This is a genomic window from Bradyrhizobium sp. USDA 3256, from assembly GCF_054058275.1.
In genome coordinates this window covers 5,221,260-5,238,926 of record NZ_JBSSAE010000002.1, presented here as the reverse complement: position 1 = coordinate 5,238,926, position 17,667 = coordinate 5,221,260, and the positions used below count along the sequence as shown (strand labels likewise).

Genomic DNA, 17,667 nt, shown 5'->3' with positions numbered 1-17,667 from the left:
ATGTTTCGCGGCATTTCAGCGATGCTGCCGGTCGGTTGGGTTGCCGCGATTCGCTCTCACTTCGTCCGGAGAATCCCCCATGAAATTGCCATCCGTCGCCCGCGCCGCGCTGCTCGCGCTGGCGATGCTCACCGGAACGTCCGCCGCCCTGGCTGACGAGGGCGCGGTGACGCTCGTGATCTTCAAGGGCGGCTGGGTGTTCGGCGGCTCCGCCGGCAAGGGCGTCATGACCTTCCACGGCCAGACCTATGGGCTCACGGCCGGCGGGCTGGACTATGGGCTCGTGTTCGGCGGCTCGCAGACCACGTTGCAGGGGCGGGTGCGCAATATCCGCCGTCCGCAGGACATCAACGGCGTCTATGCCGCGGCCGGCATGGGCGTTGCGCTCGGCGCCGGCGTGCGCGGCATCCTGTTGACCAACCAGAACGGCGCGGTGCTCGAACTGAGCGGCAAGCAGGTCGGCCTGATGGCCAATGTCGACCTCAGCGGGCTTGCGATCACGTTGAAGGAATAAGCGTTCGCTCTACCCATCCTGCGATTCCGCGATCCACTCGGCGAGCTCACGCCACGGCTGCAAACTCCAATGCCCGGACGCCGCGCCGGATGGCGACGGCAGCACGAACACTTCGGGAAAGTCGTTCACAGATGGCTGCCGGCCGAGCACGAGCGCGCTGGTCGGCCTGTTGTAGAACAGGCTCGCAGCCTTCCTGCTGGTGAAGGCGACGGTCCTCGGCCGATAGGTCTCGATCTTCGTCCGGAAGCCTACCACATCGAACGACTGCCTGTTGATTTCGTGATCCATCCCGGCGCCGGTCTTGGAGAGGTCAGTGAAGCCGATGCCGAGCGCGAGCAGGGATGCGAACTCGTCCGGCCGATAGCGCCGCGGCGTGATGCCGGCCTCGTGCAGCGCACGCCAGAACCGGTTGCCGGGATGCGCGTAGTAATGCCCGACGGCGGCTGAGCGCGTACTGGCTGCGGTGCCGACGAACACCAGCCGCAGATCGGCGCGGAGCTGGTCGGGGAGGCGGTGGCTGTCGCTGTCGGGCATTTGAGAGATGGCGGAAGTCGCTTGGTTACCGTTGATCGGGCTACGGCGAAAGAGCCGCCGGCGTGACGGACCCGACCGTTACCATTTCCGCCGCTCTCGTCACCGGCCATGACGATGTGGAAACCAGCGTCGGGCTGTTCGTCGCAGATGCGCAGGACCAAAAATAGCGAAAACAACCCCATGCAAAGGAGCTGGCGGCTGCCGCCGTCCGGTACGGTACCTTGACACGTCGGGCAAATCAGGGATACATTTCCAATATTCCGAAATCGTATGAGCATCCCTCGCCCGCCAGGCTGGCGCATATGGCGTCCCAAATATGCGCTACCGCACCGGCTCCTGGATCTGGTCTTCGGCCGTCACCGCCTGCGCCGGCCCAGTCGAACGCACCATCAGAAAATTTCCCGAGAACGCCGTGCCGCGAATGCTCCAGCGGCCGTCGATCTCGGTCGCGTCGGCATTGACCGCGCCTTCATAGTGCACGGTGTCATAGCCGTAGCCCGGCGGCTCGTAGCGTTTGACGAACGACACCGCGCTGCCGGAGCGGTGACCCGCGAGCGAGGCATTGTGCGTGCTGATCGGACAGCCCGGCATCACGCACGGTTCGGTCACGCTGCCGCCGAGCGCGCCGCCGGCGTCAATCAGCGTCGCCAGGAACGTGACCATGCCGCTCGGCTGAACATAGCTGCCGTCCCAGACGCCGGTGAGATTGTCGGTCATGTCGGTCCAACGTACGATGCGGTAGGTAGCCCGCATGAGCGTAGCGATATGCGGGACGGATGAACCCGGATCTCGCTACGCTCATCCGGGCTACGCTTCAGTCGTAACGATCGATGTGGTGCACGCAGCGCCTCAACGCAAGTCGCGCGCGCCGCGGCGCGGTTGCCTGACCGGGCAAAAGGGTCTGTAATCCAGCCCAACAGATCAAGAAGAATTTTGGAGCGGACATGACGGGAGAGGCGAAAACCCATTACGAGGTGATCGTGGTCGGCGCCGGCGTCGCCGGCATCTACCAGATCAAGCGGCTGGCCGATCTCGGCATCGATGCCACCGTGCTGGAAGCCGCGCCCGATCTCGGCGGCACCTGGTACTGGAACCGCTATCCGGGCTGCCGCTTCGATTCCGAGAGCTATACCTACGGCTTCTCGTTCTCGCGCGAGCTGCTCGACGAGTGGCACTGGAAGGAGCGCTTCTCCGGCCAGCCCGAGAATCTGCGTTACCTCAACTACGTCGCCGACAAGTTCGACCTGCGCAAGCACATGCGGTTCAATTGCAAGGTCGATGTCATGCAGTTCGACGAGACGCGCGATCTCTGGCAATTGAGGATCAGTGACGGCCGCGAACTGACCTGCCGCTTCGTGGTGCTCGCGATCGGGCTGCTGTCCGCGCCGACCATGCCGCGCGTCGAAGGCACCGAGGACTTCAAGGGCCGCTCGTTCCACACCTATTACTGGCCGCACGAGCCCGTCGATCTCGCCGGCAAGAAGGTCGCGGTGATCGGCACCGGCGCCACCGGCATCCAGCTGATCGGCGAGATTGCCGACAAGGTCGGCGAGCTCACCGTGTTTCAGCGCCGGCCGAACTGGAGCGCGCCGCTCAACAACTCTGCGATCTCCGTGGCGGAGATGGCCGACATCCGCGCCCGCTATGACGAGATCTTCGCTGCCTGCGCGTTGACGCCGGGCAGCTTTGTGCACGGGCCCGACAAGCGCGGTTTCTACGAGGTGAGCCGCGAGGAGCGGCTCAAGCTGTGGGACAAGCTCTATGACGAGCCCGGCTTCGGCATCTGGCTCGCGAACTTCCGCGAGATCTTCATGGATGAAGCCGCCAATGCGGAGCTCTCGGAATATATCGCGGGCCGCATCCGCCGGCGCGTGAACGATCCTGATGTCGCCGAGAAGCTGATCCCGCGGGATCACGGCTTCGGCGTGCAGCGCCTGCCGCTGGAGACGCAATATTTCGAGGCGTACAATCGCGACAATGTGCAGCTCGTCGACCTCTCCGAGACGCCGCTGGTTCGCGTCACCGAAAATGGCCTCCGCACCACGGCGCGCGACTACGACTTCGACATCATCGTCTACGCCACCGGCTTCGACGCCATCACCGGCGCCTATGACCTGATCGATATCAGGGGCATCGGCGGCGAGTGTCTCGCCGACAAATGGAAGCACGCGCCGTCGACCTTCCTCGGCATGCTCGTGCACGGCTTCCCGAACCTGTTGATGCCGACGGGCCCGCAAAGCGCCTCCGCGTCGACGAACTTCCCGCGCGGCATCGAGAACGGCGTCAACTGGTGCACCAATCTGCTGCAATACATGTGGGAGCGCGGCCTGACCCGCGCCGACGCCACGCTGGAAGCGCAGCAGCGCTGGACCGCGCATGTCGTCAAGATGTACGAGATCATGCTGATGCGCAAAGCCAAGTCGTGGTTCACCGGCTACAACTCCAACGTCGCCGGCCACGAGGAGGGCACGGTCCGCTACTTCGTCTACAACGGCGGCACGCCGAAGTTTTTGGGAATCATCAACGGCGTGGCGGAGAAGGGGTATGAGGAGATCGAGTTTGGCGCGGCGCCGCGGGTCGGCGTGCAAGCGACCGTTGGCGCGACGGCGTCATAGGGTAGGTTAGCCAACGAATCCGCGCAAAGCGCGGCGTAGGACCTTCGCTAGCCGATCATCCGCGTTGCTCTCCGGCTGTCGCCACCGCTATCACATCGAGCAGCGAACATACGGCGTCTCAATGGGCACCGGTGCCTTGGAGCTGAGTATGATCTTGTTCTCGCCGGAGAGTGTTATGTCGAATGACACGTCCGAAATCGCGACGCCGTCCGAGCACGCCGCAATCACGCGGATATTCTGCCCGTCATCATGCAGCGATTTGACGGTGCATTTCTGAAACGTGCCGGTGATTTGCTTGCCCTGAACGATCAGGCCGCCCGCGTTGAGATCGGCATCTTTCCTGAACGCGAGCTTGTTGTTCTCCTTGGTGAAGACCTGGTTGCAAGCCGAGGCGTCGATCGTCCAGGCTCCGCTCAAATCCGCAGCCTGTGTCGAGGCCGCCTGCGCAACGAGAAATACGAATAGCACGGCGTTGAAGGTTCTCATGAAACTCTCCAATCAAATGGTCATTAAGCTGCAGGACTCTCTGCAAAACGAATGTGGAAAGTCGCTCAATCGTCTATTTGAGGGGGTCCATGATAACATGCCCGGCGCGGCTTTCACCGTTTTTTGAGCCTCGCAGCATGCGGTGAGATGAAGGGCCTTTCGTTGATCCAGGTCAATGGTTCTGGGGCGCTCTTGGCGGCTTTGGGCCGGTCGCTGTCGTGACCGGGGCCATCCGGACGCGCGATGGATTTAGTGAACGCTAAGGCGCGATGAGATTAGGTTGAATCGTCATCGCGCCTTAGCTCTTTGTTTGAGCATGATCTTTTCGGAAAACCGCTTCGCACTTTTCCGGATCATGCTTTAGAAGCAAAAAGGCCGGGCTTTCACCCGGCCTTTCTGGATGCCCAGGTTTTGCCCGGGCATGACGAGCGCGAGGGTTAAAACACCCTGTTGCTCTCCTTCACCTTGTCTGCGTCGAGATACACGTTCTCACCCATCTCCTTGAACTTGGCGCTCATCTGCGCCATGCCCTGCTCCTTGTCGTTGAGCGTCGCGGCGTAGTCGCGGACGTCCTGGGTGATCTTCATCGAGCAGAATTTCGGGCCGCACATCGAGCAGAAATGCGCGACCTTATGGGCTTCCTTCGGCAGGGTCTCGTCGTGGAAGTTCTTCGCGGTGTCCGGATCGAGGCCGAGGTTGAACTGGTCCTCCCAGCGGAAGTCGAACCGGGCACGCGACAGCGCGTCGTCGCGCAGCTGCGCGGCGGGGTGGCCCTTGGCGAGGTCGGCGGCGTGGGCCGCGATCTTGTAGGTGATGACGCCGGTCTTGACGTCGTTGCGGTCGGGCAGGCCGAGATGCTCCTTCGGCGTGACATAGCAGAGCATCGCGCAGCCGAACCAGCCGATCATCGCGGCACCGATGCCCGAGGTGATGTGGTCATAGCCCGGCGCGATGTCGGTCGTCAGCGGCCCGAGGGTGTAGAACGGCGCCTCGCCGCACTCCTTGAGCTGCTTGTCCATGTTGATCTTGATCTTGTGCATCGGCACGTGGCCGGGGCCCTCGATCATGACCTGGCAGCCCTTGTCCCACGCGATCTTCGTCAATTCGCCGAGCGTCTCCAGCTCCGCGAACTGCGCGCGGTCGTTGGCGTCCGCAATCGAGCCCGGGCGCAGGCCGTCGCCGAGCGAGAACGAGACGTCATACTTGCGCATGATGTCGCAGATCTCGTCGAAATGGGTGTAGAGGAAGCTCTCCTTGTGATGCGCGAGGCACCACTTCGCCATGATCGAGCCACCGCGCGACACGATGCCGGTGACGCGGTTGGCGGTGAGGTGGATGTAAGAGAGGCGCACGCCGGCGTGGATCGTGAAATAGTCGACGCCCTGTTCGCACTGCTCGATCAGGGTGTCCTTGTAGAGCTCCCAGGTCAGCTTGACGGGATCGCCGTCGCACTTCTCCAGCGCCTGGTAGATCGGCACGGTGCCGATCGGCACCGGCGAGTTGCGCAAAATCCATTCGCGGGTGGTGTGGATGTTGCGGCCCGTCGAGAGGTCCATCACGGTGTCGGCGCCCCAGCGGATCGCCCACACCATCTTGTCGACCTCTTCCTCGACCGACGAGGTCACCGCCGAGTTGCCGATATTGGCGTTGATCTTGGTCAGGAAGTTGCGGCCGATGATCATCGGCTCGAGCTCGGCATGGTTGATGTTGGAGGGAATGATGGCGCGGCCGCGCGCGATCTCGTCGCGGACGAACTCCGGGGTGATGAAGGCCGGCACGGAGGCGCCAAAGCTCTCGCCGTCGGCTAGCGCGGCCTCGGCGCGCTCGAGCTTAAGCTTGCGGCCGAGATTCTCGCGTTCGGCGACGTAGATCATCTCCTTGGTGATGATGCCGGCGCGGGCGAACTCGAGCTGCGTGATCTTGTGGCCGTCGAGGCCGCGCAGCGGCCTGTGGTGCGCGGTGAACGCCTTGGCGGCGTGCGCGGCGCCGACATTGCCGTTGTCCTCCGGCTTGATGGTGCGGCCCTCATATTCCTCGACGCCGCCGCGCTCCTTGACCCAGGCCAGCCGATCGCGCGGCAGGCCGGCATTGACGTCGATCGTCACGTTCGGATCGGTGTAGGGGCCCGAGGTGTCGTAGACCGGCAGGTTCGGCTCGCCGGCGCCCTCCGACAGCATGATCTCGCGCAGCGGCACGCGAACGTCGGGCGCGGCCTCCGGCGTCGCAAAGATCTTGCGCGAGGCGGGTAGCGCGCCAGTCGTGACGGCGGGACGGGTGGTGTCGGGGTTGGAGCGGATGTTCATGAGGGATCCTCCTTATCTTGTCGTCATTCCGGACGGTCCGTTAGGACCGCGGAATCTCGAGGTTGTGGCGCGAGATTCCGGGTTCACGCTACGCGTGCCCCGGAATGACGCCGGTGGAAATTTCTGCATCACGCGGCCTCCGCGCTGAGGCCGAGCCATTGTCTGACCCGCGCGTCCGGGTCGGGGTTCTGGGTGACGTCACTGACGACGGCGATCGAGTCTGCGCCGGCGGCGAAGATCTCGGCCGCGTGCTCGAACTTGATGCCGCCGATCGCGACAAGGGGGATCGGGCCGATCCGCTTCTTCCACTCGGTGATCTTCGGAATGCCCTGCGGCTCGAACCGCATCGATTTGAGCGTGGTGAAGAAGATCGGGCCGAGCGCAATATAGTCCGGCTTGGCCGCGAGCGCGGTGGCGAGCTCGGCGTCGTCATGGGTGGAGATGCCGAGCGTCAGCTTGGCTTTGCGGATCTCGGCGAGGTCGGCCTCAGTGAGATCTTCCTGGCCAAGATGCAAATGCTCGGCGCCGGCGACGATCGCCGCGCGCCAGTAATCGTTGACGACGAGCTTGGTCGGCGTGCCCTTGGTCACCGCGAGCGCATCGCTGACGATCTGCAGCGCCCCGGCATCGTCGAGCTCTTTGGCGCGCAGCTGGATGGTGCCGACGCCGAGTTTGGTCAGTCGTTCGACCCACTTGATGCTGTCGACGACGGGATAGAACGGATCAGGATACGGCATGCCAGAACGGGGTCCCAACGACAGGGGTGGAGGGGGAGGCGAAGTCGCGGGCTTCCATCAGCCCGGCTTCGTAAGCGGTGCGGCCGGCCTCGACGCCGAGGCGGAAGGCATTGGCCATCGCAACGGGATCGGCGGCTTTGGCGACCGCAGTGTTGAGCAGCACGGCGTCATAGCCGAGCTCGAGCGCCTCGGCGGCATGCGATGGCGCCCCTAAGCCGGCGTCGACCACCAGCGTGATGTCGGGCAGACGGTCGCGCAAAAGCTTCAGCGCGTCGCGGTTGGTGATGCCCTTGGCGCTGCCGATCGGTGCTGCCCACGGCATCACCACCTTGCAGCCGGCGTCGACCAGCCGCGAGGCGACCGAGAAATCCTCGGTGCAATAGGGGAAGACTTCAAACCCGTCCTTGATCAGGATGCCGGCCGCCTCGACCAGGCCGACCACATCGGGCTGCAGCGTGTCATTGTCGGCGATCACCTCGAGCTTGATCCACGGCGTGCCGAACAATTCGCGCGCGAGCTTTGCGGTGGTCACCGCCTCCTTGACGCTACGGCAGCCCGCGGTGTTCGGCAGCACGGTGACGCCGAGCTCGCGGATCAGCGACCAGAACGCATCGCCGGTCTTGCCGCCGGCCGCCTCGCGCCGCAGCGATACCGTGACGATGCTGGCGCCCGAGGCGCGGATCGCGTTCTGCATGATCGCAGGCGAGGGATACAGCGCCGTGCCGATCAGCAGGCGGGACGGGAAGGATTTGCCGTAGAAGGTGACCATGGTCCGTGGTGTCTCCTCAAACCGTGCCGTCGTCCCGGCGAAGGCCGGGACCCATACACCGCGGCCTCGCAATGGGGTACGCGAGGCGTCGTTCGTTCCGCCAATAACCGGTCGTGGTTATGGGTCCCGGCTTTCGCCGGGACGACGCGGGGAGAGTGTGTGCGCTAGCCATCATCACCCTCCCTGCCGCGGCGTGATGATCTCGATCTCGTCGCCGGCTTTCAGCGCGGTCTCGGCCCAGCGGCTCTTCGGCACCACGTCGTAGTTCAGCGCGATCGCGAAATGCGTGCCCTCATAGTCGAGCTCGGCCAGCAGCGCATCGACACTGGAGGCCGCGATCTCCCGCTGCTCGCCGTTGACGATCACGCGCATTGCATCACCTCATTGTCGATTTCGCCGCGCGAAAGATAGGCGAGCGTCAGCTCGGCCAGCGCCGGCGCCAGCAGGAAGCCATGACGGTAGAGTCCGTTCACCGTGATGCGTTCCTGCTCGATCCTGATTTTCGGCAGATTGTCGGGAAATGCAGGGCGCAGGCCGGCGCCGAATTCGACGATGCGCGCCTCGGCGAATGCCGGATGCACGACATAGGCGGCGCCGAGCAGCTCCAGCGCCGAGCGCACGCTGACGCCGTTGTCCTCGGCCTCGATCGAGGTCGCGCCCAGCATGAAGCGGCCGTCGCCGCGCGGGATCACGTAAAGCGGCCAGCGCGGATGGATCAGCCGCACCGGGCGCGCCAGCTCGACCTCGGAGGTCTCGATGATGATCATCTCGCCCTTGACGCCGCGCAAGCTCGGCTCGCGGTCGCGCGCGGCAAGGCCGCGGCAGTCGATCACGACGCCGTCGAGATCGGCTGCCTCGGCGTCGCTGCCGAACTTGATGGCGCCGCCGGCCTTGGCGATCGCGGCATGCAGCCGCGGCAGCACGCGGCGCGGCTCGACATGGCCCTCGTCGGGATAGAACAGGGCGTCACGGAAACGGCCCTCGAGCGATGGCTCGAGCGCGCGAACGCCCTCGGCGTCGATCCGGCGATGGCCGGTGGTGAGGCGGGCAAAGCGCTCGAAATCGGTGCGGTCGCGCGGATGCGCCACCACCAGCGAGCCGTTGAACGGGGTTTCCGGAACATGCTGCCGCCACAGCGCGAGCGAGCGGATGCCGAGCCGGGAGATTGCCGGCTCGGACGCCTCTGCCTCGCACCACGGCGCCAGCATCCCGCCGGCCCAGTGGCTTGTGGATTGCGTCATCGCGGCGTCACTGCGCTCATGCAGGCTGACGGCACGTCCGGCCTCTGCGAGCAAGAGCGCATGCCAGGCGCCGGCTATGCCTGCGCCGATGATGGAGACGGGGGAATCCCCCCGCGGTCTTGACGTCTGATACATCCCTGTCCCTTCGCCGGCATGACCCGGATCAGGTTCAAAGGGTCACCGCGGTCCCGGACTATTCGCCTACTGGCTAGTCCAAGCTTGCGGTATCTCAGCTCCTCCTTCGGAGCACCCCTCGGAACACCCCTAATGTAGGCGGATGGGCTCGTGTGTCAACTTGTATGCCAGACGCGTTGACAGGCGGCGTCGAGGATGGCCGGCACGCGCCGTGGGGCTGCGCGGACGCGATCGGCGCTATTTTTCGGCCTGTTCCGGCTTCGGCTCGGCGGTATCGGCCGTCATTTGCTCCGACTTGGCGAATTCCTTCGGCGGTGCACCCGCGCCGCCATGCTTCGCTTCCTTCAGGTGATCCCCGCGCTGGCGCTTTGCGACGTAGTAATACCCGCCCGCGAAATAACGCACGGCTCGATCGTGATTGCCATTGGCGGCGCGATAAGCGCCGGCGAGGTACTTGATGCCGTATTTGAGGTTGGTCTGGGGATCGCGCAGACCCTCGGCGGTACCGGTGTAGCCGAGGCCGCGTGCAGTGCCGAGCTTGATCTGCATCAGCCCGATGGTGCCGCCGCGTCCGATCAGCTGCGGATGGTACTTGCTCTCGCGCACGATGACGCGATGCACCAGCTCTTCCGGCACGAGGTTGGCCTGGGCCTCGGCCGCCACCATCGCCTCATATTGCGCGCGCGATTGCGCCTGCGCGCTCGCGCAGGACGCCAGCAGCGCGATCGCGGCAAGGCAGCCAAGGGCTTGTACGGTCTTCATCTCAATCGCTCGGGCTTACAGATGCGCGTCGGTTCTGCGGTCTCATTGGTACGGCGAGCGGGCAGGAATGTGGCAAAACCTTCGCATCAGCGAACGTTATGCATCCGTGATTTTCCGGTCATGGGGTGAAAGGACGACGCGATTGCAAGACGGATGCTTCAAATTGTTTGCTTCAACCGTTTCAGCCAAAAATTGTCTTGGCCTGCAATTTCCTTCTAATTTTTCTGACTAATTTTGCCGCACGCTATCCACAGCAGTTTGTCGTGCAAACGAATCAATGAAGGTCTAGACTTCATCCACGACAGAGCGTGCGAGCGTTCAGTCAGTAGCTCTGTCCATTGCAAGCACGCAAAAAAACAACATTCGGGAGATGCGCCATGGTCCGTCAGGACACCGGCTATATGCCTCGCGAAAATCCCTGCGCGCAATGCGGCAAGCCGATCGCCCGCCCTGATTGGGTGGAGCACAGCGAAGGCCGCTCCTCGTTCTTGTGGAATTGCCGCGCCTGCAATTACCGCTTCGAGGCCATCGCGATCTACGAGGAAGCGGAGCTCATTACGCCGCTTGCCGCCTGACGTCTCCTCATCGCATCAGATTCGGCCGATCAGGCCGCGGATTTCTGCCGCTGCAATTGCTGTTGCCGCGCCGGCAATTCGATCCGGACCACGAGTCCGTGCGGCTTGCGATCGTGCAGCGACAGCGTGCCGGCATGCGCGAGCACGATGGCGTTGGCGATCGACAGACCAAGGCCGAAGCCTTCGGCCTCATCCATGTTGCGCGCCTGGTCGCCGCGCACGAACGGCTCCAGCACGCTCGCCTTGTGCGCATCCGAAATGCCGGGCCCGTCATCCTCGATGTCGACGACGAGGCGGTCGGGCCTGACGTCGAGGCGCACGGCAACTTCGCCGCCGAACCGCACCGCATTCTCCACCAGATTGGTGATGCAGCGATGCAGGTCGGCCGGTCGCGCGGTCGCCATCGCGTGCTGCGGGCCCGCGTAGCTGACCTTGTGTCCCATGTCGGCGAACTGATCGGTGACGAGGTGCAGCGTGCTCGCGATGTCGACCAGCGTCATCTCCTCGAGCTTGCGGTCGTTGCGCAGGAACGACAGCACCGATTCCAGCATCGAGCGCATCTGGTCGAGGTCGCGCAGCATGCGGTGGCGATGGGTCTCGTCCTCGATGAATTCGGCACGCAGCCGCATCCGCGTGATCGGCGTGCGCAGGTCATGGCTGATCGCGGCCAGCATCTTGGTGCGATCGTCGATCAATGCGGTGATGCGCTCGCGCATCCGGTTCAGCGCCCGGGCCAGCGAACGGATCTCCTCCGGACCGCGCTCGGGCAGCGGCGCGGCGGCGCCGTTCAGGCTGAAGGTCTCGGCGGCCTTGACGAAGGACGACAGCGGCGCGGTCAGCGCCCATGCCGCCCACAGGCCGAGCAGGGTGACGCTGATGACGGCGAACAGCACCGTCATCATCCACGGTCCACCCCAGAACGGCCGCATGTGCTGATCCGGCGTCAGGTTGGCGGCGAACACGGCGCCGTCGGGCAGGCGGATCGCGACGCGGCGAATGTCGCCGTCATGCGGCGTGCCGCCAGCCTCGCGCGGCAGCAGGAAGATGCGATAGCCGGCGCCGAGCCGGCGCAGCGCGTGCAGGCTCGGCGTGTCGGTTTCGGTGAGCGCGCCGGCATCGGCCGGCAGGTCGCTGATCGCAAGTTGCGGGAAGGCACGGGCGACGTCGGCCACGAGCCGCGGCCGCTCCGACGCCGGGGCATGCCCGAGCAGCTGCGCGGCGGCGGCGAGCTGGGTGTGCCAGCGGTCCGAAGGCTCCACCCGATCAGGGCGATGGATCAGGAAGGTGGCGGTGATGATCAAATGCAGCGCGACGATCGAAACGACGACCAGCGCCGCCATCTGGGCGCCGATCCCCCGCAGACTCAGCACGCGCAGCAGCTTCATGGTCAGTTGTTCGTGGCGGCAACCGCCTCCACCCTCGGCGTGAACACATAGCCGCCGGAACGCACCGTCTTGATCATGGTGGCTTCCTGCGGATCGGGCTCGATCTTGCGGCGGATGCGGCTGACCAGCACGTCGATCGAACGTTCGAACGAGCCGGCGCTGCGGCCCTGGGTCAGGTCGAGCAGGCTGTCGCGCGACAGCACGCGGCCGGGCCGCTCGCAGAAGGTGCGCAGCAGGTCGAACTCGGCGCTGGTCATGGCGACGCGTGCGCCTTCGGGGTTGCGCAGCTCGCGCAGGCGGATGTCGATACGCCAGCCGAGGAAGGTCAGCGTGGTCGCGCCCTCGATCGCGCTGGCGTTGCGCGCGGCGGCCTGCCGGCGCAGCACCGCGTTGATCCGCGCCAGCAGCTCGCGCGGGTTGAACGGCTTTGCCAGGTAATCGTCGGCGCCCATCTCGAGGCCGAGGATGCGGTCGACGTCCTCGCCGCGCGCGGTCAGCATGATGATCGGCGTCTGCGATTCCGCCCGCACCTTGCGGCACAGGCTGAGGCCGTCCTCGCCGGGCAGCATGACGTCGAGCACCAACAGATCCACGCGGTGGTCGGTCATCGCCTTGGCCATCTCGCGGCCGTCGGAGGCGGTCGTGACATGACAAGAATTGGTACGGAGATATTTTGCGATAAGGGACCGCGTCTCGCGGTCGTCCTCGACGACAAGGATATTGGGCGCAGCCTGGGTCATACCGATCTTTTGTCCGTGATTCGGGGAAAGCGGCTCAGGAATTTTGTTTCAGTGTGTGTCTGAAATCTTGCCCGGCTATCCGGGTTAACAGGTCGGCGGCAGGGAGAAAAGTTATCGTTCTTTCATCAATCCTGATGCCCCGGAATGCGGGCAGAACCCTCCCGGGACAGCGCATCGGCCCCTGGCCGCTATGGCAGCCGGAGAAAGGGCAGGGCGGCTGTCGCATCCGGGGGCGGAACCCGTTACCCCGGCGACGCGTTATTTCCCTTTCAGGTCAAGGAGGGTGAGATGGCTGTCGAGGTCGGGACCAGGCCGCATCAGCTCATTGCAAGCGACCGGGTCGAGGGGACGGCGGTGCGCCGGGCCAATGGTGACATGATCGGCCATATCGAGCGGCTGATGATCGACAAGATCTCGGGCAAGGTATCGTACGCGGTGTTGAGCTTCGGTGGCTTCCTGGGCATTGGAACCAATTTGATCCCGCTGCCCTGGGGCCGGCTGCACTACAACCCGAAGTTCGAGGCCTATGAGCTCGACATCGAGGACGAGGAGCTGAAGCGCGCGCCGTCGTTCCGTGCCGACAAGGATTTCGATTGGGGCGATCGCTCGCAGGAAGTCGAGCTGCATCGCTTCTACGGCGTGCCGCCCTATTGGGGCGGCTTCTGAGCGCGCGCCAACATGCGCGCATGACGACGCTCGTCGATCGATGATGCGGTCGCCGGGGCGAGCGCGCGGCTTGTGCAGCGCGGTTCGCCGGGACGACTTAGTGAGCCAAACATCGTCACATCATGGACTGCGCGTCCGGCGCGGTCGTGAGGCTCAACCGCAAGCTCACTTGTGAGATCACGATCGCTCTCGTCAAGCGGCGCAGCGTTCCATGCGCTGAAGGTCCTCACCCTGTTCCTCGGCCATCCAAGCGGCTTTTGAGCGCAGGCCCGTTAGGAACGGTTGCGAAGATGACGGGTTTTCCCAGCATCGATTTTGCGAGAGGAGAGCCATCAATGTTGGTCAAATCCATCATCGCCGGCCTCGCCGGCACCGCGCTGCTTGCAACCGTCGCCGTTGCGCAGACGCCAACCGATAAGGGCGACAAGATGTCTCCTGCAGCGTCGACGTCAGCCACATCAGCCACGTCGCCGGATTCGTTCAAGGGCAACTGGCGCGCGTCGAAGGTCGTCGGCCTTAGCGTGTACAACGACGCCAATGAAAGCGTCGGCTCGATCAATGATCTGCTGATGGAGAAGGGCGGTACAATCAAGGCGGTCGTGATCGGCGTCGGTGGCTTCCTTGGCGTCGGCGAGCACCTGGTCGCGGTACCGATCGACAAGGTGAAGTTCGTGAGCGAGCCGATCGCCTATACCGGCGCCTCGAACACCGGCGCTGGCAGCACCAGCAAGACGACCACCACGGGCGCCGCGCCTGCGGCGGCGACGTCGAAGCCGAATCCCTGGTATCCGGATCACGCCGTGTTCAATGCGAGCAAGGATGAGCTGAAGGCGATGCCGGAATTCAAGTATTCGACCGACTAACGCGTCGCGTCCCCTGCAAGAGAAGAGCGCGTCCGGTTGCTGCCGGGCGCGCTTTTTGCTGGCCGGATGGATAAAATTTGGGAAGAGTGTAGGGAGTAGGTTAGGCGATCCAATTCGGACAGCGCGTCGCAATCATCATCAACCCTTACGTGATCATTCGTCAAATGGCTGAAGAATCCGATGCATGACAGGGACCGCGATGGCGGCGATCCCGCGATAGCCCGGATTCGCGGCCGCTACCCGCAATACACGCGGCGCCGGTTGGCAGGCTTTGCGGAGCGGCTGCAACAGAAGCTTCATGCCGGCCGAGTGCCGGTCACCTCGCTCGCGCTTGCCGGTCCCACCGAGCGGATCAGCCTCGAGGACGCGCTCAAGCTCGATTATCGGCCGGTCCCATTGGGCGAGACGCTGGGACCGCTTTGGGCGACTTATTGGGTGCGGGTCGTGGCCGAGGTGCCGCAGGACTGGGCCGGCTCGCGCGTGGATCTCTATTGGGACAGCCGCTCGGAAGCGCTGCTTTGGCTCAACGGACGTTCCTCGCAGGGTCTCAATCCCGGCCGCCACATCGCGCCGCTCGTTCAGTCGGCGAGCGGAGGGGAGACGATCAGCTTCCATGTGGAGGTGGCCTGCAACGGCCTGTTCGGTGCGTTCTGGAGCGATCCGCAGGCCTACGCGCTGGTCGCCTGCGAGCTGCGCTGCTTCGATCCCGAGGCCACGGCATTCTATTTCGACTACGAGGTGCTGCGCCAGCTCGAGGCTGACCGCGATCCCACGACAAAGTCGAGGTCATACGGAGCTGTCGGAGAGACGGCGCAGCCGGCGCTGGATCGGACCTGGGCGGGGCGCCTGCTGCACGATCTCAACCGCATCTGCAACATCACCGATCCTGACGATCGCGCGACATGGCCGGCGGCGCGGGCGATCCTCGATGGCCTGCTCGCGGCACGAAATGGCAGCATCACCCACGAGATGTCGGCGATCGGCCACGCCCATCTCGACACGGCATGGCTGTGGCCGCTGGCGGAAACCCGGCGCAAGGCGCAACGCAGCTTCTCCACGGCGGTGGCGCTGATGGAGCGCTATCCCGATTTCAAGTTCGCCTGCTCGCAGGCCTATCAGTATGCCGTCATCGAGCAGAATGACCCTGACCTGTTCGCCCGAATTCGCGCCAAGGCCGCCGCCGGCCAATGGATTCCGGTCGGCGGCAGCTGGATCGAGCCGGACTGCAATCTGCCGTGGGGCGAGTCGATCTGCCGGCAGTTCCTCTATGGTCAGCGCTATTTCGAGCAAACGTTCGGGGCGCGCTCCAGCGTGTTCTGGAATCCCGACGTGTTCGGCTACGACGCCCAGCTGCCGCAGCTGATGCAGTCGGCGGGGATGTCGCGCTTCCTGACCCAGAAGCTGTCGTGGAACAAGTTCACCTCACCGCCGCATCACAGCTTCCATTGGCGCGGACTGGACGGCAGCACGGTGCTCGCGCATTTCCCCCCGGCGGACACCTACAACGGATCGGCGCAGGTCGCGGAGCTCCGCTATCACGCCGCCAATTACAAGGACGCCGACCGTTCGTCCGACGCACTCTATCTGTTCGGCTATGGCGACGGGGGCGGCGGTGCCGACGAGACGATGCTTGAGACGTTGCAGCGCGCAAGGGACTTGCAGGGGCTGCCGCAAATCCAGATTCGCTCCGTCGACGAGTTCTTCGACCGCCTGGCGATATCAGCGCCGGATCTGGCAACGATCGAAGGCGAGCTCTATCTCGAATATCATCGCGGCACCTACACCACGCAGGCCGAGACCAAGCGTCTCAACCGCGCTTGCGAGGCCGGCCTCCAGGCACTCGAATTCGTGACCACTGTCGCGGCTGTCTGCCGGCAACCGGCACCATCCGCACAGGAGATCGAAGTGCTGTGGCGCACGCTGCTGGTCAACCAGTTCCACGACATCATTCCCGGCAGCAGCATCCGCGAGGTCTATGAACGTGCGGAGGTCGAACTCGCCGGCGTGGCGGAGGAGGCCGGGCGTCGCACGCAAGCCGTGCTGGCGACACTGTGCGATCCCGAAGACGGCAATTGGACACCCGTCAACACGCTGGGCTGCGCGCGCGCCGAGTTCGCGTCCGACCCCGACGGCGAGCTTCGTCACATCGTCGCCGCGCCGTTTGCGGCGGGCGAAACGACGACGACCGGCGATCGTGTGGTGGTCGCCGCCGATCCGGACGGCTTCGTGCTGTCGAACGCGCGGCTCGAAGCGCGCATTGATCGCAGCGGGCTCGTTCGGTCGCTGCTGCATGTTGCGACCGGCCGCGAGACCTTCGCATCACCGGCCGCCCGGCTGCTGCTGCTCGATGACCGGCCGCTCGATTTCGAGGCATGGGATATCGATCCGTTCGCGCTCGAGACCGCGCGCGAGGTGACAGGGGAGGTGAGCTGCGCCGTGTTGTCGGATGGCGGACTGCGCGGCGAAGTCCGTTTCGAGCGCGGGCTCGGACGCACGAGCCGGCTCGCGCAGGTGATCCGCCTCGATGCCGGCGCAGATCATCTCGAATTCGAAACCACGGTCGATTGGCAGGAGCGCAAGACGGCGCTGAAGGTCATGTTCCCCATCGCCTGCCGTGCATCGAACGCAACCTATGAAACCATGTTCGGCGCAACCGAGCGTCCGACCCATGCCAACACGGATGCCGATGCGGCCAAGTACGAGGTGCCCGGGCATCGCTGGGCCGATCTCGCCGAGCCGGATTTCGGCGTGTCGCTGTTCAGCGACTGCCGTCACGGCTATTCGGCGTTCGGCAACCAGCTCGCGCTGACGCTGTTGCGCGGCTCCGAATTGCCTGATCCCCAGGCCGATATCGGGCGGCACCGGATGCGCTATGCGATCTATCCCCACCACGGCGACTGGCGCAGCGCGGACACGGTCGGGCGCGCCTTGCGGTTCGAGCGTCCGGTGCTGTGGACGAAGGGAAAACCACGCGCGCCCTTGCGACGATCGCTCCTGACCGCGTCCCCGGCCAACGTGATCGTCGATACGATCAAGCCCGCTGAGGATGGAGACGGCTGGGTGGTGCGGCTCTACGAGAGCGCAGGCATTCGCACCCCCGCGGCGCTCGAATTCGGCGTCGACATTGCGTCAGTTTGGATGAGCAACACCCTGGAAGACCGCATCGAGGCCCTGCCGACCGAGGATCGGGGATGCCGCCTGGCGCTGCGTCCATTCCAGATCGCAACGCTGCGGGTCTTCCAGGCGTAATGCTTGCAGCGACGTTCGCCCCGGCTTGCGGGGCACGGCATTGGCAGCCGCGGGATTCCGTCTGCTATAGCTCGGCTTGCGCGGAGAGACCGG

The 17,667-nt window shown here is 64.7% G+C and carries 17 protein-coding genes and 1 riboswitch; of the genes, 6 read left to right on the top strand and 11 right to left on the bottom strand.

What is annotated here, in order from left to right:
• Positions 1 to 79: 79 nt before the first annotated feature.
• Complete coding sequence (locus ACVWY5_RS26725; RefSeq protein ID WP_028332611.1) at positions 80 to 514, top strand: hypothetical protein; 435 nt, start codon at positions 80 to 82, stop codon at positions 512 to 514.
• 9 nt (positions 515 to 523) lie between these two features.
• On the opposite strand, the gene ACVWY5_RS26720 is transcribed toward ACVWY5_RS26725, so the two are convergent.
• Positions 524 to 1,048 (bottom strand): mismatch-specific DNA-glycosylase, encoded by a 525-nt coding sequence (locus ACVWY5_RS26720; RefSeq protein WP_028332610.1) that lies wholly within the window; start codon positions 1,046 to 1,048, stop codon positions 524 to 526.
• A gap of 321 nt (positions 1,049 to 1,369) precedes the next feature.
• Positions 1,370 to 1,765, bottom strand: coding sequence for a hypothetical protein (locus ACVWY5_RS26715; protein WP_028332609.1), 396 nt, complete (start codon positions 1,763 to 1,765; stop codon positions 1,370 to 1,372).
• Positions 1,766 to 1,992: 227 nt separating this feature from the next.
• Between ACVWY5_RS26715 and ACVWY5_RS26710 the strand changes: the two genes are divergently transcribed.
• The gene (locus tag ACVWY5_RS26710; RefSeq protein WP_028332608.1) at positions 1,993 to 3,663 is read left to right on the top strand and encodes a flavin-containing monooxygenase; all 1,671 of its coding nucleotides are present in this window, start codon (positions 1,993 to 1,995) and stop codon (positions 3,661 to 3,663) included.
• A gap of 90 nt (positions 3,664 to 3,753) precedes the next feature.
• On the opposite strand, the gene ACVWY5_RS26705 is transcribed toward ACVWY5_RS26710, so the two are convergent.
• The 7 genes from ACVWY5_RS26705 to ACVWY5_RS26675 all read right to left on the bottom strand — a co-directional run bounded on the left by ACVWY5_RS26705 (position 3,754) and on the right by ACVWY5_RS26675 (position 10,096).
• On the bottom strand, positions 3,754 to 4,149 hold the full coding sequence (locus ACVWY5_RS26705) for a hypothetical protein (RefSeq protein WP_028332607.1): 396 nt from the start codon (positions 4,147 to 4,149) through the stop codon (positions 3,754 to 3,756).
• Positions 4,150 to 4,586: 437 nt separating this feature from the next.
• The gene (gene thiC, locus ACVWY5_RS26700; protein WP_028332606.1) at positions 4,587 to 6,452 is read right to left on the bottom strand and encodes a phosphomethylpyrimidine synthase ThiC; all 1,866 of its coding nucleotides are present in this window, start codon (positions 6,450 to 6,452) and stop codon (positions 4,587 to 4,589) included.
• A 128-nt stretch (positions 6,453 to 6,580) separates the two neighbouring features.
• Entirely contained in the window at positions 6,581 to 7,189 is a 609-nt protein-coding gene (locus ACVWY5_RS26695; RefSeq protein WP_028332605.1) for a thiamine phosphate synthase, read from the bottom strand.
• Positions 7,176 to 7,958, bottom strand: coding sequence for a thiazole synthase (locus ACVWY5_RS26690; protein WP_028332604.1), 783 nt, complete (start codon positions 7,956 to 7,958; stop codon positions 7,176 to 7,178). The genes ACVWY5_RS26695 and ACVWY5_RS26690 overlap by 14 nt, the downstream gene beginning before the upstream one ends.
• A gap of 174 nt (positions 7,959 to 8,132) precedes the next feature.
• On the bottom strand, positions 8,133 to 8,330 hold the full coding sequence (gene thiS, locus ACVWY5_RS26685; protein WP_028332603.1) for a sulfur carrier protein ThiS: 198 nt from the start codon (positions 8,328 to 8,330) through the stop codon (positions 8,133 to 8,135).
• Positions 8,321 to 9,334 (bottom strand): FAD-dependent oxidoreductase, encoded by a 1,014-nt coding sequence (locus ACVWY5_RS26680; RefSeq protein ID WP_028332602.1) that lies wholly within the window; start codon positions 9,332 to 9,334, stop codon positions 8,321 to 8,323. Before ACVWY5_RS26680 ends, thiS begins: the two co-directional genes overlap by 10 nt.
• Positions 9,322 to 9,463, bottom strand: a riboswitch (TPP riboswitch). It overlaps the preceding gene by 13 nt.
• Positions 9,464 to 9,571: 108 nt before the next feature.
• Positions 9,572 to 10,096 carry a lytic transglycosylase domain-containing protein gene (locus ACVWY5_RS26675; RefSeq protein WP_028332601.1) on the bottom strand — a complete coding sequence of 175 codons (525 nt, stop codon included), beginning with the start codon at positions 10,094 to 10,096 and terminating at the stop codon, positions 9,572 to 9,574.
• A gap of 377 nt (positions 10,097 to 10,473) precedes the next feature.
• On the opposite strand from ACVWY5_RS26675, the gene ACVWY5_RS26670 reads away from it, so the two are divergent.
• On the top strand, positions 10,474 to 10,671 hold the full coding sequence (locus ACVWY5_RS26670) for a hypothetical protein (RefSeq protein WP_028332600.1): 198 nt from the start codon (positions 10,474 to 10,476) through the stop codon (positions 10,669 to 10,671).
• A 29-nt stretch (positions 10,672 to 10,700) separates the two neighbouring features.
• Here ACVWY5_RS26670 and ACVWY5_RS26665 read toward each other — a convergent pair whose 3' ends face one another.
• Entirely contained in the window at positions 10,701 to 12,056 is a 1,356-nt protein-coding gene (locus ACVWY5_RS26665) for an ATP-binding protein (RefSeq protein WP_028332599.1), read from the bottom strand.
• A 2-nt stretch (positions 12,057 to 12,058) separates the two neighbouring features.
• Positions 12,059 to 12,796, bottom strand: coding sequence for a response regulator (locus ACVWY5_RS26660; protein WP_018273044.1), 738 nt, complete (start codon positions 12,794 to 12,796; stop codon positions 12,059 to 12,061).
• Between the two features lie 288 nt (positions 12,797 to 13,084).
• Between ACVWY5_RS26660 and ACVWY5_RS26655 the strand changes: the two genes are divergently transcribed.
• The 3 genes from ACVWY5_RS26655 to ACVWY5_RS26645 all read left to right on the top strand — a co-directional run bounded on the left by ACVWY5_RS26655 (position 13,085) and on the right by ACVWY5_RS26645 (position 17,574).
• On the top strand, positions 13,085 to 13,462 hold the full coding sequence (locus tag ACVWY5_RS26655; protein WP_028332598.1) for a PRC-barrel domain-containing protein: 378 nt from the start codon (positions 13,085 to 13,087) through the stop codon (positions 13,460 to 13,462).
• 335 nt (positions 13,463 to 13,797) lie between these two features.
• Positions 13,798 to 14,325, top strand: coding sequence for a PRC-barrel domain-containing protein (locus ACVWY5_RS26650; RefSeq protein WP_028332597.1), 528 nt, complete (start codon positions 13,798 to 13,800; stop codon positions 14,323 to 14,325).
• A gap of 180 nt (positions 14,326 to 14,505) precedes the next feature.
• The gene (locus ACVWY5_RS26645; RefSeq protein ID WP_028332596.1) at positions 14,506 to 17,574 is read left to right on the top strand and encodes a glycoside hydrolase family 38 N-terminal domain-containing protein; all 3,069 of its coding nucleotides are present in this window, start codon (positions 14,506 to 14,508) and stop codon (positions 17,572 to 17,574) included.
• The last annotated feature ends 93 nt before the right edge of the window (positions 17,575 to 17,667 follow it).

Bases quoted from the DNA above. Each gene is read 5' to 3' on its own strand.
- ACVWY5_RS26650 (WP_028332597.1), top strand. From the start codon at position 13,798: ATGTTGGTCAAATCCATCATCGCCGGCCTCGCCGGCACCGCGCTGCTT.
- ACVWY5_RS26675 (WP_028332601.1), bottom strand. From the start codon at position 10,096: ATGAAGACCGTACAAGCCCTTGGCTGCCTTGCCGCGATCGCGCTGCTG.
- thiC (WP_028332606.1), bottom strand. From the start codon at position 6,452: ATGAACATCCGCTCCAACCCCGACACCACCCGTCCCGCCGTCACGACT.
- ACVWY5_RS26705 (WP_028332607.1), bottom strand. From the start codon at position 4,149: ATGAGAACCTTCAACGCCGTGCTATTCGTATTTCTCGTTGCGCAGGCG.
- ACVWY5_RS26720 (WP_028332610.1), bottom strand. From the start codon at position 1,048: ATGCCCGACAGCGACAGCCACCGCCTCCCCGACCAGCTCCGCGCCGAT.
- ACVWY5_RS26660 (WP_018273044.1), bottom strand. From the start codon at position 12,796: ATGACCCAGGCTGCGCCCAATATCCTTGTCGTCGAGGACGACCGCGAG.
- ACVWY5_RS26715 (WP_028332609.1), bottom strand. From the start codon at position 1,765: ATGACCGACAATCTCACCGGCGTCTGGGACGGCAGCTATGTTCAGCCG.
- ACVWY5_RS26725 (WP_028332611.1), top strand. From the start codon at position 80: ATGAAATTGCCATCCGTCGCCCGCGCCGCGCTGCTCGCGCTGGCGATG.
- ACVWY5_RS26655 (WP_028332598.1), top strand. From the start codon at position 13,085: ATGGCTGTCGAGGTCGGGACCAGGCCGCATCAGCTCATTGCAAGCGAC.
- thiS (WP_028332603.1), bottom strand. From the start codon at position 8,330: ATGCGCGTGATCGTCAACGGCGAGCAGCGGGAGATCGCGGCCTCCAGT.
- ACVWY5_RS26680 (WP_028332602.1), bottom strand. From the start codon at position 9,334: ATGTATCAGACGTCAAGACCGCGGGGGGATTCCCCCGTCTCCATCATC.
- ACVWY5_RS26690 (WP_028332604.1), bottom strand. From the start codon at position 7,958: ATGGTCACCTTCTACGGCAAATCCTTCCCGTCCCGCCTGCTGATCGGC.
- ACVWY5_RS26645 (WP_028332596.1), top strand. From the start codon at position 14,506: ATGCATGACAGGGACCGCGATGGCGGCGATCCCGCGATAGCCCGGATT.
- ACVWY5_RS26710 (WP_028332608.1), top strand. From the start codon at position 1,993: ATGACGGGAGAGGCGAAAACCCATTACGAGGTGATCGTGGTCGGCGCC.
- ACVWY5_RS26695 (WP_028332605.1), bottom strand. From the start codon at position 7,189: ATGCCGTATCCTGATCCGTTCTATCCCGTCGTCGACAGCATCAAGTGG.
- ACVWY5_RS26665 (WP_028332599.1), bottom strand. From the start codon at position 12,056: ATGAAGCTGCTGCGCGTGCTGAGTCTGCGGGGGATCGGCGCCCAGATG.
- ACVWY5_RS26670 (WP_028332600.1), top strand. From the start codon at position 10,474: ATGGTCCGTCAGGACACCGGCTATATGCCTCGCGAAAATCCCTGCGCG.